The following is a 15011-nucleotide window of genomic DNA, read 5'->3' as shown; positions in this document are numbered from 1 at the left end:
ATTAACCCTCGATTAATTTTATTGCACTTCAAATCTACTCCTGTGCAAAATTAAACCGTAGACCTTTTTTATGCCCCGCGATATTCCTAACAGGAATATGGAGTTTAAGCACCCGAAGAGGCACTATTAATTCAGGAGCGGCTTTGAAGCCGGGCAGCCTGCGTGCTGCGGCGCAACAAAACACAATCGGGGCATTGGTTTTGCATACTCCCTGCCGAATGATATTCTACATAAAAAATATGGTATGCATGAGCTGCCAGATGGTGGTAAAGTACGAACTGGAAAAACTGGGCTTGAACCTGCACGTGGTTGAACCCGGAAAAGTAGAAGTATTCGAACCCGTTTCTACTGAGCAAATCCTAATATTTAAACTGGCGCTTATCCGCGCAGGGTTGGAACTGATGGATAACAAAAAGAATATACTGGTAGAAAAAATAGTGTGCGCCATAACAGAAATGATGGATTACGCCCATGATGAGTTTAAAACAAATTTCTCTTTTCACCTGAGTAAAAAGTTAAACCACGATTATACTTACCTGGCCAATATATTTTCTGAAGCAAAGGGCACCACGATAGAACAGTTTATCATCCTCAAAAAAATACAGCGTGTGAAACAACTCATCTGCTATAACGAACTCAACATGACAGAAATATCATGGAAGATGCATTACAGCAGTGTTGCCCACCTATCTACCCAGTTTAAGAAGATCACCGGTATAACCCCCTCCCACTTTAAACACATGGGTTGCAACAGCAGCATAAACCCGGAAATGTGTGAATTATAGAACTTATTAAAAAAGTTGTGTAACAGCCCGGCCCCATACCGGGTGTAGGTTTGTAACGTCCGAAGTTTTGTCTAAAAAACCCGTGGCACTCATTCCTACTAAAAACGTTACATGAACAAAAAACCTACTTTCCCCGCCGGCGGCAATTTGATGCTTCCGCGCAAAAACTCCTCCGGCATATTCAAAGCAATCTGTATGCTGGCCTTAGCAGCTGCTTTTTTTACAGCCTGCAAAAAAGACGATTACAAAGGCGAAATAACCGGCGATTGCCCTGTGGTAGTTAGCACCGACCCGGCTGACAAAGCCGTAGATGTTGCCCTGGCCAAAGCAATTACGGTAACCTTCAATACGGCTATGGCGCCATCAACCATAACAGACAAAACCTTTATTATTAAACAGGGTGCCACGGTAATAGCCGGCACGGTTGCCGCCACTGCGGATGCTAAAGTTTACACTTTTACGCCTGCACAGCCCCTTTTACCTTTCACCGTCTATAATGGCACGGTTACTACCGGTGTTACCGATACGCTGCGTACCGCAATGGTTGCCGATTATGTATGGAGCTTTACCACCATCCCGCAGGTAACACTATCACTTAACCCGGCCGTTGGCGGTACAACTACTGGTGCAGGTGCATTTGCGCAGGGCTCTACGGTAACGGTTGCCGCTACACCTGCCACAGGTTACGCATTCACCAACTTTACCGATAACGGCACCGTAGTTTCCACAAGTTCCAGCTACCAATTCGTTGTGGCAGGCAACAGGACTTTGGTAGCCAACTTCGTACTAATCCCACCTGCGCAATTTGCGGTGGTATTATCATCCTTACCGGTAGCAGGCGGCACAACCAATGGCTCGGGCGCGTTCAACGCCGGCAGCACGGTAACTGTGAGTGCCAATCCTAACAACGGCTACACCTTTGTAAACTGGACGGATAACGGCAACGTAGCCTCCACAAGCTCCAGCTACCAGTTTGTTTTAACGGCTAACCGTACACTTATCGCACACTTCCAGGCAATACCGGCATCGCAATTCGCGCTGGTATTAAACTCCAGCCCGGCAGCTGGCGGTTCAACCACCGGTTCGGGCGCATATAACTCGGGGACCAACGTATCGGTAACCGCAACCGCCAATGCAGGTTACAGCTTTACCTCATGGAGCGGCGACGCATCGGGGTCAAACAACCCGTTAACCGTTACCATGAACGCCAATAAAAATATCACGGCGAATTTTGCACCTCTTGTGGTAAGCATACCGCCGGCATTAGGCGGCGCGGCACAGTTTGGCGCGTTCGGCGGCAACGCAGGTGTTACCAACCAGGGCTTAAACACGGTTATTAACAACGGAGGAATAGGCTCTACCGCGGCATCCAGCCTGATAACAGGCTTACACGATGGCTTAACCGGCGATGTTTATACCGAAACACCGCTTAACGTGGGCGATGTGAAAGGCGGCATATTTACTGCGCCACCAGCCCCGGGTACAGCAACTTCTTTTGCAGTTGCCACACAGGCACTACTGGATGCAACGGTTGCTTACAACAACATCTCCCCAGCCTCTAAACCAGGCGGCATAGATCCGGGTGCAGGCGAACTGGGCGGTTTAACCTTAGCGCCGGGCATTTACAAATCTGCCAGCGGCACTTTTAAGATCACCAATGGCAACCTTGTGCTTGACGCCAAAGGCGACCCTAACGCTACCTGGATATTCCAGACAGCAGCCGGGCTCACCGTAGGTATTGCAGGCCCGGCAGGTGCCCGCAGCGTTACCCTCATCAACGGCGGCCAGGCCAAAAACGTGTTCTGGTACGTAGGCAGCTCGGCCACCATTAACGGCGCGGGCGGCGGCATCATGACGGGCACCATCATCGCATCGGCAGGTGTTACTTTTTCTACGGCAGGTAATGCGGTACAAACGGTGCTGAACGGGCGGGCAATATCATTGGTAGCCTCGGTTACACTGGTAAACACCACTATCAACGTTCCGCAATAACATTCAATTTGATCAACAGGTACAAGCCCCTTCGGGGGCATTACCAAACCGTATTAAATAACACATTTTAAAAAGACATCCAATGTTACCCATAAATAAAATCATCCCAAAAGCCATCATTTGTTTACTGATGGTAATAATGGCCGGTACAACGGCTAAAGCACAAACCACGCAGCCTACCTGGTGGTTTGGCCTATCCGGCGCGGCCAACTTTAACATCTATAACGGCACTACCCAGCATTTAACCAATTCGCTCACCACCCCTACCGCCTTCCATAAAGGCAATGGCGTGCGGCCCTACGGCTCCATACTGATGGAGTACCGTCCTAAAAGCGTTTTAGGCTTGATGCTGAACGTGGCTTATGATGGGCGCGGCGGCAAATTTAAAGATGTAGTTGCCCCTTGTAACTGTCCGGCTACTTTAGGCACCAGCGCAAGCTACGTGGCTATCGAGCCCAGCATCCGCTTAGGCGGCCCTTCGGGTTTATACTTTTTTGCAGGCCCGCGTGTTGCGTTTAACCTAAACAGCGATTTTGCTTACACCCAACTTAAGCAACCCAATACCAATGGCCAGTTTAGCGCCATGCGTAAATCGCTCGTTTCTGGCCAGGTAGGACTCGGTTATGATATCATGACCTCATCGGCAGCAAGCCTCACTAAAGTGAGTATCTCTCCTTTTGTTTCCTTCCATCCTTACTTCGGGCAAGATCCGCGCAGCATCGAAAGCTGGAACATCAGCACCGTACGTGCGGGCATAGCGCTTAAATTCGGCAAGGCAACAAAAATTATCCCTGAGGCCACCACAACACCTGCCGCGATACACGATTTTGTGTTGAACGTGCGGGCACCATTGGCCGCACCGTTGAAACGGAGGGTAAGCGAAACACTGCCTTTACGTGCATCGGTGTTCTTCGATGAAGGCTCTACGCAGCTTTCGCCACGTTATGTTACTTTAACAAATGGGCAGGCAGCAGGCTTTAAAGAAAGCCAGTTGCAGGATGAATCTGCAGATATGGCGGGCCGCTCGGCAAGGCAGTTAAATGTTTACCATAACCTGCTGAACATTATAGGCGACAGGCTGCGTGCCAACCCCGACGCTACCATCACCCTTACCGGTGCAGCAAGCGAAGGCCCTACGGCAGGCAAAGTACTGGCAGAAAACGTAAAACAATACTTAGTTACCGCATTCGGCATCGACGGCGCAAGGATTACCACCGTGGGCCGCACCAAACCGCTTATCCCATCGGAGCAACCGGGCGGCACCAAAGAACTGGTACTACTGCGAGCAGGCGACCGCAGGGTAGATATTACCAGCGCATCGCCGCAACTGCTGATGGAAGTTGGCGGGAGCATGATGAGGCCTGTGCAGATCAATACCACGCAGATAAACCCTTTGGATAGCCAGGTGGTGCTGAACATCGATAGCGCAAGTCAATTGCTGAAATCTTGGTCGGTTGATGTTACAGACGATAAGGGTACCGCGCAACATTATGGGCCGTACACCCGCGACCAGGAGAGCATCCCTGCCGCAAGTATATTAGGCAGCAATGCATCGGGCGATTATAAATTGGTGATGACCGGCGAAACGCGCAAAGGCTTGCCGATACGCAAGGAAAGCACCCTGCACCTGGTGCGCCAGGATGAAGCGCCAACCGTTGGCCTTCGTTACAGCATTTTGTACGACTTCGATAAATCGGACGCGACCAATGCCTATGACAAATTCCTAACGGATGTAGTAGCGACATCGATAGCAGATGGTTCTACCGTAATTATACACGGGCATACCGATATTATTGGCGACGATGTGCATAACATGCAATTATCAAAAGACCGCGCAAACGACGTGCAGCGCATACTGGAAGCGGCCTTGATTAAAGCAGGCAAAAACAATGTAAAATTCAACACATTGGGCTTCGGCGAGGATACCGGCAACGCACCATTCGATAACAACATGCCCGAAGAACGCTTTTACAACCGCACCGTTATCATTGATATCGTACCGGTAAAATAAGCGGCAATAAATTTTACTATATACTAAAAAAAGGCCGGCCCTCAGGTAAAACTGAAGGTCGGCCTTTTCTTTGAATAGAAATTATCGGGACAAACGCCGAAGGGATAAATCGGCTCGTCAATAAAAAAATGCATTTGGTACTTACCGGCGTGCAGGTGGGCAATATAGCCGTTTTAGGAGTTTGCGCCTGATTATCTTAGGAGTATAATTACGCAGCACATCTTTAAAACCTTGAAAATGAGAACAAACCTATACACAATCACCATCTGCCTGCTGCTAATGGCTACTTGCTTCGCAAAAGCAGCTTCTCCATCCGCAGCGGATGGGGCTACGGCCAAAATCCTGAAAGCATCAAAGGCGCTTACGCTTGCCGAACAGGAAAGCGACCTACCGCTATTCCTGAGTTTTTATAAGGCCGATGCCATCAGCATGCCCGAGTATCAGCCCACGCTCACCGGTATCAGTGAAATAAGCGCTTACTACAAGGATATATTCAGCAGGCAAAAAGCCAAAACCATCCAACGGAATATAGAAGAAGTAATAAAGCTTGGGGATACTTTCATGGAGATCGGCACTTTTAAAAAGAGCTATACCGATGCTGCTTCTGCCGCCGTTACCCTCACCGGGAAATATTACAACGTTTGGAGGTTATTGCCGAGCGGCACCCCAAAGCTTAAAGGCGAATGCTATGGCTATTTTAGTCCGCAGGCCAAACCGGATGTTTTTGTGGTAAAAATGGATGGACAGCAGCAGGCAACCGCATTCTCTATAGATAAACAAGTGCCGCTGGATCTGAAAGCCTATAACGCCCTGATAGCAGATGATGTGCGCCGCCGCGACGGGGCAGGCCGCGCAGAGATATTTACAGACGATGCCCGTGTAATGCCCCATGCCGATTCTACCCGGGCGGGGATGGCCAGGATAAAGCCCTATCTGATTGCTTACAATAGCGGCAAGGTCACCATAGATTCTATAACCGTAGCAACCTATCACCAGGAAGGTTTTGGCAAATACATACTGGAGTACACCAAATTCAGCGTTGATTTTTCTTTGCCGCAGAGCAAGGGCCATATGAGCGGAAAAGGAATCCGCATATGGATACGCCAGCCCGATCATTCACTGCGATTATTCCGCGAGATAGGTACGCATGATCATATCCTGTTATAAACGATTTCGCTTCGGCTTACGACACCTTTTTCAGGCTGCGCTGCAATTGTTCGAACAAATCGTCGCTGCTGGCTTTCTGGGGTTTTAGTTTTTTCACTGTCGGCCGTTTGCCTTTCGCCTTCAATTTGATAATCTTCAGCAATTCGTCGGAGTATTGGTTCTTGAATTCGGATACGTCGAACTTACCGGCATATTGGTTGATAAGCGTTATGCCCATATCCAGTTCTTTTTTGGCCACGGTGGCTTTATCAGGCACGGTAACTTCATCAGCCGGCCGTATCTCTTGCGCAAAGCGGATGCGCGTAACCACCAACACATCCCCCACCGGATGCACTATGCAAAGGCTTTCGCTGCTGCGGAGCACAAATCTGGCCAGGCCGGCCTTTTTGGTTTCCTGCAGGGCTTTTACCAGCAGCGCGTAGGCCTTGTTATTTTTACCCTCAGGTTCTACGTAGTACGATGTTTCGTAATACATGGGGTTCACCTCGGCAATATCTACAAAGTTTTCTATGGCTATCTCGCGGCTCTTTTCGGGTGCGGCATCGGCAAAGTCCTGCTCGTCCAATATCACGTAATCATCGTCGAGCTTGTAGCCTTTTACTATTTTATCGTAAGGCACTTCTTTTTTGGTGTGTTCGTTTACCCGCTGAAAACGGATGCGGGCATGGTCGCGCGAATCGAGCATATCTAAATCGAGGCTGCTGGTTTGCGTTGCCGAATACAATTTTATGGGGATATTAACCAGCCCAAACCCAATCGACCCTTTCCATATTGCTCTCATGTTCCTTATATTTAATCGTTTAACAACAACCCCACGCCGCCCAAACAGTTTTACCCGAATATACTTTTCGCTTTTTTAAGCATTTTTTCCAGGTCGATACCCTTGCCCAGTACGCCTTTGAACAAATCTCCTGTTTCTTTAAGCCTGTCGGCTGCATTTAATATCGTGAAGTGTTTCATGGTTAAGCCGGGTTTCACTTCGTCCCAAAGCAGCGGCATAGAAACCGTTGCGCCGGGTTTCGGCCGCAGGGAATACGGACCTGCGATTGTAGCACCCGGCCGGTTCTGTAAAAAATCGAGGTACATTTTACCATTGCGTGCGGCTACCTTGCGTTCCAGGCTGGTATAATCGGGTATTTGTTTGTGCACGATGTTGACGACGATGCGCGCAAACATCTGCGATTGCTCATAAGTGTATTTAGCAGCTAGCGGAATATAAATATGCATGCCCGTTGAGCCCGAAGTTTTGCAATACGAAGGCACGTCGATAGCGTCCAGCACTTTCTTCACTTCCAAAGCGGCCTCAATTACCTGGTCGAAGGTGTTTTTGTCCGGATCGAGGTCTATCACGCAATAATCGGGGTTATCCGGAGACTGTACCCGACTGAACCATGGGTTCATCTCAATACATCCCAGGGAGGCCATCCAAAGCAGGTAGGCTTCATCAGAGCCCACCAGGTATTCTTTATGTTCACCCTCGCCGTTGGTATAGGGGAAAGTTTTGGTTACCCAGTCGGGCGCTTTGCCTTTTACGTCTTTTTGATAGAAACTCGGGCCATGTATGCCATTCGGGAAGCGATTGAGCGACATGGGCCTATCCTTCAGGTAAGGCAAAATATATTCCGCCACCTGGTAGTAGTAATTGAACATATCGCGCTTAGTGATGCCGTCTTCGGGCCAGTACACTTTGCTCAGATGCGTGAACTTCAGATCGTGCCCGCAAATCTTGCGCACCTGTGTTTCGTCTTTGGGGTTCAGCAGTGTTTTACGCATCTTATCGCCGGGTGGTGTTATGGCTTTGGCGTGGCTGCTTTCAGGTTTTTTTTCATCCATCTCGTCGACAATTGTTTCAGTATCTGCGGGCGTTTCTAAAACGACATCCTTGGCGGGCTTATCCGTGCGCATACCTTTGAAAGAAGCCTGCCGGAAAACACCGTCGCCGGTAACTTCTGCAAAGGCCACTTCGCAAACCAGCTCAGGTTTTAACCAGGTGGGTTTAGCCCCCATACGCTGTGGCCTAAAACGCGATGGCTTATCTACATCAGGCTCCTGCTCAAAAGCGCTTGTTTTGGTAATAAGCGGCTTAAACTGCTCCATCATCTCTTTCTGCAACTTATCCGAAAAGCCGGTACCCACCTTGCCTACGTACTGCAGTTTACCCTTGCTGTACACGCCCAATACCAGCGCGCTGAAGGATTTCGCCGTGCCCTCGTTTTTGGTGAACCCGGCAATAATAGCTTCCTGCCGCCTGCTTACTTTTATCTTCAGCCATTCTTTAGAACGGAGGTCGGACGTGTAGGCGCTATCTGCCTTTTTTGCGATGATACCCTCCAGCCCCATCCGGCCAGCCGCGTCAAAAAAAGCTATCCCACCTGTATCGAATACCTGGCTTTCGCGGATGCTGTCGTTATCTGTTGGCAAAACGTCCTTTAAAATCGCCTGGCGTTGGGCAAGCGGCAAATCCATCAGGTTTTTACCATCGTACCATAGTATATCGAAAACGTAGTACGCCAGGTTTCCATCCGCCTCGCTGCGCCAATTCTGCAGCGCGCCGAAATCGGATATGCCCTTATTGTTCAGCACTACTATTTCGCCATCTATAACCGCATCCATCTTCCAGGTTTGGAGTTGTTTGTTGATTGGGTAATATTTGTCGAATAAAAGGTTGTTGCGCGATAGTAACTCCGCTTCGCCCTTATTGATAGTGGCCAGGGCGCGGTAGCCATCCCACTTTACCTCATACAGCCAGCCGGGTTCGTCGAATGGTTCGTCTACCAAAGTGGCTTTCATCGGTTTGATGTTTTTAGGGATGCTGCCTTTTGGCGCTTTTTTTAGCAGCGCAGCAACGTTTATCTTTTCCGCGGGCCGGGCCTCGACGGTTTCTTCTAGTTCTTTGTCCACTTCATGCGTAGCCTTTTTCTTTGCGCCGTTCTTTGGTTTTTCCAGCGCTTCCTCGTGGCCGTGCTGCCATACGGTGTCGCTGGTTTTCTCCATCTTTTCGATGGTTTTGCCCGATATTATCGATTTATCTTTTTTCGTGATATCAGTTGCCGAAGCAAATTCGTCTTTATGTTTGATGAGCAGCCAGCCGTTTTCGCCCATGCCGTGTGTTTTCACCAAAGCATACTCGCCCTGTAGCTTTTCGCCATGCAATTTTATCTTGAGCGACCCCGATTCAAGTTGTTTAAGAAGATGTTTTTCCTGTGCTTTTTTGCCTTTGATTTCTTCTATCGGCTCATAGGCGCCCTCGTCCCAAACGATTACCGTACCGCCGCCGTACTCACCTTTGGGGATGAGGCCCTCGAAGCTGCGGTAATCGAAGGGGTGGTCTTCTACCATCATGGCCAGCCGTTTGTTTTTGGGGTCGGTGGAGGGGCCCTTGGGTACGGCCCAGCTCTTGAGCACGCCATCCATCTCCAACCTGAAATCGTAATGCAGCCGCGTAGCATCGTGCTTCTGTATCACGAAGACCAGGTGCTCTTTATCCTTGCTGCGCCCCGCCTTAGGTTCGCGGGTTTTGCTGAAATCGCGTTTTTTTGCATATTTCTCCAGTGCCATAGCAATCGGGGTTGATATGGTGTAACAAGCGGCGCGGGTAAATGGTTTGGACTGAGGATGTGTTGCAAAAAAGGCCTCACGGTATTCCGTAAGGCCTTTTTGTTTTGGTGGAGAATATCGGAGTCGAACCGATGACCTCTTGCATGCCATGCAAGCGCTCTAGCCAGCTGAGCTAATCCCCCTTGTGTTTCCCATTGGGGCTGCAAATATATTATATCTGCCAGTAAAAAAAAATTCAAATCTCAATTATTTATTAAACGGCAATTCATGGCCCCGGTCATAGTGTGGCTGCATCAAAATAATTTTTAGCTTTAATGTAGTGTTTCGGTTTTTCTACATACTAATTGGGTATAACAATCGAATTTTTTTTTAAGTATCATGCAAACTATACCGGGCGATAAATTCATTACCGACATCAACAGTAATATTGGCATCATTCATAAGATATGCAATATCTACTTTACTGATGCCGACGACCGGAAGGATGCCTACCAGGAAATATTGTACCAGTTATGGCGCTCGTACGCAGGGTTTAAGGGCGACGCCAAATTCTCTACCTGGATGTATAAGGTGGCGCTGAATACCGCAATCACTTATCACCGTAAAACCAACCGGCAGCATAGCACAAACATGTCGGCAGAGGATTTGGAAAAATTTGCCGGCAGCAATGAGCTGCAGCAGGTAAATGAGCAAATGGCTTTACTGTACGCTGCCATTAATCCGCTTGATGCTACCGATAAGGCGATAACCTTGTTGTATCTGGAGGATAACAGCTACGACGAAATTGCCGTCATAACCGGGCTCAGCAAAACCAATGTAAGCGTGCGGCTGGTGCGGATAAAAATAAAACTCAGGGAAAAACTAAAAAACATTATTTAACTAAAACACATATCAATCATGGAACCATTAGACGAGGTAAAAAACCTCTGGAAACAAAATACAGCACAGGCAACCGATGCAACTTTATTATTGAAAGAAGATGTTGCAGAAGTTATTAAAACAAGAATGCAAAAAGAGCAGAAGGGCATTGCCGAGTACTTTTGGCTGTCGCTAACGTTCCACATCATTATTTACGCCTTTGGCAGTTACCTCCTGATAAAGTATTGGGGCGATACACAAATTGCATTGTTAACCGCTATTGGTGTATTCCTGTACATCCCCTTAACCATTATTTTGATGAGGAAGTTTAAAGCCCTGTACAAACCAGCAACTACTGCCGACGATAATATCAAGGCGTATGTTGGCAAACAGTGTAAAACCTTAAGCGAATTCTTCAAATTCAAAAAAAGGTTCGACCTGGCCTCCGTACCGCTCACCTCCGTTATTTTAACCGGGATATTGTTTAAGCTATATGTACCGGGTGGCACCGGAGCGCATTTGCCGGCAGCATTGGCAAGCGGTTTAGCAATGATGCTGGCTTACGGACTGGGCGCATGGGCCGAAAATAAAAAGCACTTTACCATCCCGCTAAAACGCCTCCGCTTCCTGCTGGAGGATATGGAGAAAAATAGCTAAGTAGCTGCCTGGCTTGCATGTTCATCATGCCTTTAAAATGCCTGTACCGATGCAATACTTAATAATTGTAGTGCTTACGTTAGTGGCTGCCTGCTGTGCTGCGAATTTATAATCAGGCGGAAATTCCTCCGTCCCCCCTTCGGATTAAAAACAACAAGCTTTCGTAAACAGTAACGGGTATCTGTGTCTAACTTATATACGAAGGGTTTATATTACTATGTTTCGAACTTATTTCTAACTTTTTATTTCTCAGGTTCAACAACAGGTTAGTCGTTTTTTTAAGTCTATATTTAACAAAACTTTTCAAATGAATTCAGTAAAAGCAAAAGCGGTAAAACTTTTTGGAGGAGCGATATTACTTCTTTCATTTATAGTTCAAAATTTCTTGTACGATTCTTGGAATCAAAAATCCGAGGATTATTATAATTCTAATAAAGACTTTTCGGATATGAGCAGGTCGTCTTTATTGTATCTAAATCTATACTTCAACACCAAATTAGATGACGACAGCGTTGAACAGGTAGTAAAATACCAATATATTAATGCAGCTGCGCAAAAAGCGGCGCTTGGTCAAGTTGTAAATATCTTAGCGAGAGATACAGATAAAGTAACGAAAATAAATTTAACCAATTCATTGCTACAAAAAGCAAAATCAGTAAATGACTTCGATTCGTTTTTGAATTTTAACAAATATGCATCTGAAATTGATAAGTACTCTTTACAAGACAATATAGCATTTGTAAATAAGGTAACCCAAAAACGAGAAATGTATAGGTGGATTTTTTTAAGCGCTTATATTTTAGGAACAGGTCTTCTTTTATTCGGATTAAAATACGAATAAGTCCAATCTACCAAATATCACTTACAACAAAAATTATCTTCTCCATTTGTGAACAGACGATGAACTGCGATTATTGCTAACCGCAGATGCAATGTTCAAGCATACAAATGCCAGGAAATTTAAACTTTGCCCATATAAGTTCAAGAGTAGTATGCCCTCTTTCAATCACATACTTAGTGTATCGAAATTAAAAATATAAAAAAAATTACAAACAATAACTATTTGATAATAAGATAATTATATAGTGTGTAAAAAATACATTATGTAAATAAATATCAAAAAACACTTGCTTCTTAGTGTTTTTTAAGCCTAATTTTGGGGCAACCAATTATAAACTTTCAACCTTAATGAATACAAATAATAACCGGGTGCCCCAATTAGGGTATCTCAACCTGGCTAATGACCCCGCTGTTTTATACCAGCTCAACCCAGCGCAATTAATTGAGGCTGCCATCAAACGCAACGAAGGTATTTTAAGCGATTCGGGCGCACTTGCCATTGATACCGGCGCGTTCACGGGCCGGTCGCCAAAAGACCGTTTTATTGTTGACGACCACCTCAGCCATGATAACGTGTGGTGGGGAGCGGTCAATTTTAAATTCGACGGCGCGAGGTTCAATTCCCTCTTTAATAAAATGACCCGGTACCTGGCTCAAAAAGAAATATTTGTACGCGACAGCTGCGCCTGCGCCAACGAAGACTACCATATAGATATCCGTGTGGTAACCGAGACCGCTTACCAGAATTTATTTGTGCACCACCTTTTCATTAGGCCGGAGGTTGTCAACCCCGAAGGTCGGCCCGAATGGACCATTATCGCCGCGCCCGGTTTTACTGCCGACCCTGAGATTGACGGCACCCGCCAAAAGAATTTCACCATCATCAGCCTCAGCAAAAAAACCATCCTGATAGGTGGTACAGGTTACACCGGAGAAATAAAGAAAGCCATTTTTACTGTGCTTAACTTTACCCTCGCTCATGATAAACAGGTACTGCCCATGCACTGCGCCGCAAATACGGGCGTTAATGGCGATACTGCTATTTTCTTCGGCTTGTCGGGTACGGGCAAAACCACCCTCTCGGCCGACCCTGAACGCCACCTGATCGGCGACGATGAGCACGGCTGGAGCGACCATTCCATTTTTAATTTCGAGGGTGGTTGCTACGCCAAATGCTCGGGCTTAACTGCCGAAAAAGAGCCTCAGATCTTCCGGGCCATTACATACGGGGCCTTGCTGGAAAATGTGAACTTTACACCCGGTACCCGAACGGTCAATTTTGACAATATCGACAAAACCGAAAACACCCGCGTAGCTTATCCCCTATCAAATGTGAATAATGCGGTTATCCCGTCGGTAGGCGCATCACCAAAAAATATTTTCTTTTTAACTGCAGATGCTTTCGGCATCCTGCCGCCTATCTCTAAACTGACTGCGGAGCAGGCTATGTATCATTTTATCTCGGGCTATACCGCTAAAGTGGCCGGCACTGAAACCGGCATTACCGAACCAAAGCTTACGTTTTCGGCTTGTTTTGGCGAGGCCTTCCTCCCCCTGCACCCGGTGGCCTACGCCAACCTGCTGGGCAAAAAAATAAACGACAACCAGGTGAATGTATGGCTGGTAAACACCGGGTGGACAGGCGGCGCCTACGGCACAGGCCAGCGCATTAAGCTCTCCTACACCCGCGCCATGATCAGTGCCGCTATAAATGGCGAGCTTGACGATGTGAACTATCACAGGCACCCGGTATTTAAAACCATGATGCCTGCCACCTGCCCCAACGTACCTGATGATGTGCTCGATCCGAAAAATACCTGGCAGAGCGAAAACGAATACGAAGAAAGCGCCAACAAGCTGGCGGAGGCCTTTAATAACAACTTCCGCAAATACCTTAACGATGATACTGTGCACCTGTTAGCAGCAGGCCCGGTTACCGTACAGGCGGTTTAAAAGATCCATCAACCATACACTAAAACACATTTATGCCAAAGGTTACTACTTTAGGTCAGTTTATTATTGAAAAACAAGCCGATTTCCCTTATGCCAAAGGGGAGCTATCACGCTTACTGAGAGATATTGCCATAGCCGCCAAAATTGTGAACAGGGAAGTGAACAAGGCCGGTCTAATGGATATTTTGGGGCAAGCAGGCAGTACCAATATCCAGGGCGAAAGCCAGCAGAAACTGGACATTTTTGCCAATGAACAATTCATCTCGGCACTTACCAGTGGCGGCGAATGCTGTATCGTCGCATCCGAGGAAAATGAGGATATCATTATTATCGACCCGAAAGACAGGAAGGCCGGCAAATACGTGGTAGCAATCGATCCGCTCGACGGCTCGTCGAACATTGACGTTAACGTACCCGTGGGTACCATTTTTTCTATTTACCGGCGAAAAGATTTTGATACCGCGCCGGGGCTTGCCGATGTACTGCAAAAAGGCACCGAACAGGTTGCAGCGGGTTATATTATCTACGGATCATCTACCATGCTGGTTTACACCACTGGCAGGGGTGTAAACGGTTTCACGCTCGATCCATCCATCGGCGAGTTCTGCCTCTCCCACCCCGGGGTGCGGGTCCCCGAGGATGGCACCATCTACTCCATCAACGAAGGCTATTACATGCATTTCCCTAAAGGGGTTAAACAGTATATTAAATATTGCCAGGAGGAGGACCGGTCTACAAAGCGCCCCTATACCTCGCGCTATATTGGTTCCATGGTGGCCGATATTCACCGCAACCTTATCAAAGGCGGTATTTTCATCTACCCACATACCGCCGCCACGCCATCGGGCAAACTACGGTTGGTGTACGAGTGCAACCCCATGGCCTTTATTATTGAACAGGCAGGCGGCAGGGCTACCAATGGCACTACACGTATCCTAAGCATGGAAGTTGAGGAACTACACCAGCGCACCCCGGTTTTTATCGGCTCAAAAAACATGGTGATCCATGCCGAAGAATTTATGCGCGAAGCTATCGAACTCTCTTTTGCTTATGATGAAAGCCAGGGCTATCCCTTCGCGGCAGATTAGATCGGTTTCTGCCGGGGAGGTTGTCGCTTTCAATTGCATGCACAACAATTAAGTGCCTATATTTGAAACGGGCACCGCCCGGCAATTATTAACCCGCTCATG

Annotated in this window: 11 protein-coding genes and 1 tRNA gene; 9 read left to right on the top strand and 3 right to left on the bottom strand. The window is 47.5% G+C overall.

The window, feature by feature from the left end; translation table 11 throughout:
• Positions 1–218 precede the first annotated feature (218 nt).
• The 4 genes from AC1DYT_RS01285 (at position 219) to AC1DYT_RS01270 (ending at position 5955) form a co-directional block, all read left to right on the top strand.
• Positions 219–785, top strand: a complete 567-nt coding sequence (locus AC1DYT_RS01285) for a helix-turn-helix domain-containing protein (RefSeq protein ID WP_477467850.1) — start codon at positions 219–221, stop codon at positions 783–785.
• 111 nt (positions 786–896) lie between these two features.
• Positions 897–2777, top strand: coding sequence for an ice-binding family protein (locus AC1DYT_RS01280; RefSeq protein ID WP_477467849.1), 1881 nt, complete (start codon positions 897–899; stop codon positions 2775–2777).
• A gap of 82 nt (positions 2778–2859) precedes the next feature.
• Positions 2860–4788, top strand: a complete 1929-nt coding sequence (locus AC1DYT_RS01275) for an OmpA family protein (RefSeq protein WP_477467848.1) — start codon at positions 2860–2862, stop codon at positions 4786–4788.
• 237 nt (positions 4789–5025) lie between these two features.
• The gene (locus AC1DYT_RS01270) at positions 5026–5955 is read left to right on the top strand and encodes a hypothetical protein (protein ID WP_477467847.1); all 930 of its coding nucleotides are present in this window, start codon (positions 5026–5028) and stop codon (positions 5953–5955) included.
• 16 nt (positions 5956–5971) lie between these two features.
• Here the strand turns inward: AC1DYT_RS01270 and ku are convergent, their stop codons facing one another.
• From ku to AC1DYT_RS01255, 3 genes are all read right to left on the bottom strand, one after another.
• Positions 5972–6736 (bottom strand): non-homologous end joining protein Ku, encoded by a 765-nt coding sequence (gene ku, locus AC1DYT_RS01265; protein ID WP_477467846.1) that lies wholly within the window; start codon positions 6734–6736, stop codon positions 5972–5974.
• Between the two features lie 50 nt (positions 6737–6786).
• Positions 6787–9513, bottom strand: a complete 2727-nt coding sequence (gene ligD / locus AC1DYT_RS01260) for a DNA ligase D (RefSeq protein WP_477467845.1) — start codon at positions 9511–9513, stop codon at positions 6787–6789.
• Between the two features lie 105 nt (positions 9514–9618).
• A tRNA-Ala gene (locus AC1DYT_RS01255) sits at positions 9619–9695 on the bottom strand.
• Positions 9696–9891: 196 nt separating this feature from the next.
• Here AC1DYT_RS01255 and AC1DYT_RS01250 point away from each other — a divergent pair.
• The 5 genes from AC1DYT_RS01250 to fbp all read left to right on the top strand — a co-directional run bounded on the left by AC1DYT_RS01250 (position 9892) and on the right by fbp (position 14909).
• Complete coding sequence (locus AC1DYT_RS01250; protein WP_477467844.1) at positions 9892–10392, top strand: sigma-70 family RNA polymerase sigma factor; 501 nt, start codon at positions 9892–9894, stop codon at positions 10390–10392.
• A gap of 18 nt (positions 10393–10410) precedes the next feature.
• The gene (locus AC1DYT_RS01245) at positions 10411–11028 is read left to right on the top strand and encodes a hypothetical protein (protein ID WP_477467843.1); all 618 of its coding nucleotides are present in this window, start codon (positions 10411–10413) and stop codon (positions 11026–11028) included.
• Between the two features lie 307 nt (positions 11029–11335).
• A complete protein-coding gene (locus tag AC1DYT_RS01240; RefSeq protein ID WP_477467842.1) occupies positions 11336–11869 on the top strand; it encodes a hypothetical protein in 534 nt (177 codons plus the stop codon).
• Between the two features lie 347 nt (positions 11870–12216).
• Positions 12217–13821 carry a phosphoenolpyruvate carboxykinase (ATP) gene (gene pckA, locus AC1DYT_RS01235; protein WP_477467841.1) on the top strand — a complete coding sequence of 535 codons (1605 nt, stop codon included), beginning with the start codon at positions 12217–12219 and terminating at the stop codon, positions 13819–13821.
• A 32-nt stretch (positions 13822–13853) separates the two neighbouring features.
• Complete coding sequence (gene fbp, locus AC1DYT_RS01230) at positions 13854–14909, top strand: class 1 fructose-bisphosphatase (protein ID WP_477467840.1); 1056 nt, start codon at positions 13854–13856, stop codon at positions 14907–14909.
• Positions 14910–15011 lie beyond the last annotated feature (102 nt).

The sequence above is a fragment of the Mucilaginibacter sp. P1_D10 genome, from assembly GCF_056406215.1.
The sequence above is the reverse complement of the archived record's forward strand: the minus strand, read 5'-3'. Positions and strand labels throughout refer to the sequence as shown.

Bases quoted from the DNA above. Each gene is read 5' to 3' on its own strand.
- AC1DYT_RS01250 (WP_477467844.1), top strand. From the start codon at position 9,892: ATGCAAACTATACCGGGCGATAAATTCATTACCGACATCAACAGTAAT.
- fbp (WP_477467840.1), top strand. From the start codon at position 13,854: ATGCCAAAGGTTACTACTTTAGGTCAGTTTATTATTGAAAAACAAGCC.
- AC1DYT_RS01270 (WP_477467847.1), top strand. From the start codon at position 5,026: ATGAGAACAAACCTATACACAATCACCATCTGCCTGCTGCTAATGGCT.
- pckA (WP_477467841.1), top strand. From the start codon at position 12,217: ATGAATACAAATAATAACCGGGTGCCCCAATTAGGGTATCTCAACCTG.
- AC1DYT_RS01280 (WP_477467849.1), top strand. From the start codon at position 897: ATGAACAAAAAACCTACTTTCCCCGCCGGCGGCAATTTGATGCTTCCG.
- AC1DYT_RS01240 (WP_477467842.1), top strand. From the start codon at position 11,336: ATGAATTCAGTAAAAGCAAAAGCGGTAAAACTTTTTGGAGGAGCGATA.
- AC1DYT_RS01245 (WP_477467843.1), top strand. From the start codon at position 10,411: ATGGAACCATTAGACGAGGTAAAAAACCTCTGGAAACAAAATACAGCA.
- AC1DYT_RS01275 (WP_477467848.1), top strand. From the start codon at position 2,860: ATGTTACCCATAAATAAAATCATCCCAAAAGCCATCATTTGTTTACTG.
- ligD (WP_477467845.1), bottom strand. From the start codon at position 9,513: ATGGCACTGGAGAAATATGCAAAAAAACGCGATTTCAGCAAAACCCGC.
- ku (WP_477467846.1), bottom strand. From the start codon at position 6,736: ATGAGAGCAATATGGAAAGGGTCGATTGGGTTTGGGCTGGTTAATATC.
- AC1DYT_RS01285 (WP_477467850.1), top strand. From the start codon at position 219: ATGATATTCTACATAAAAAATATGGTATGCATGAGCTGCCAGATGGTG.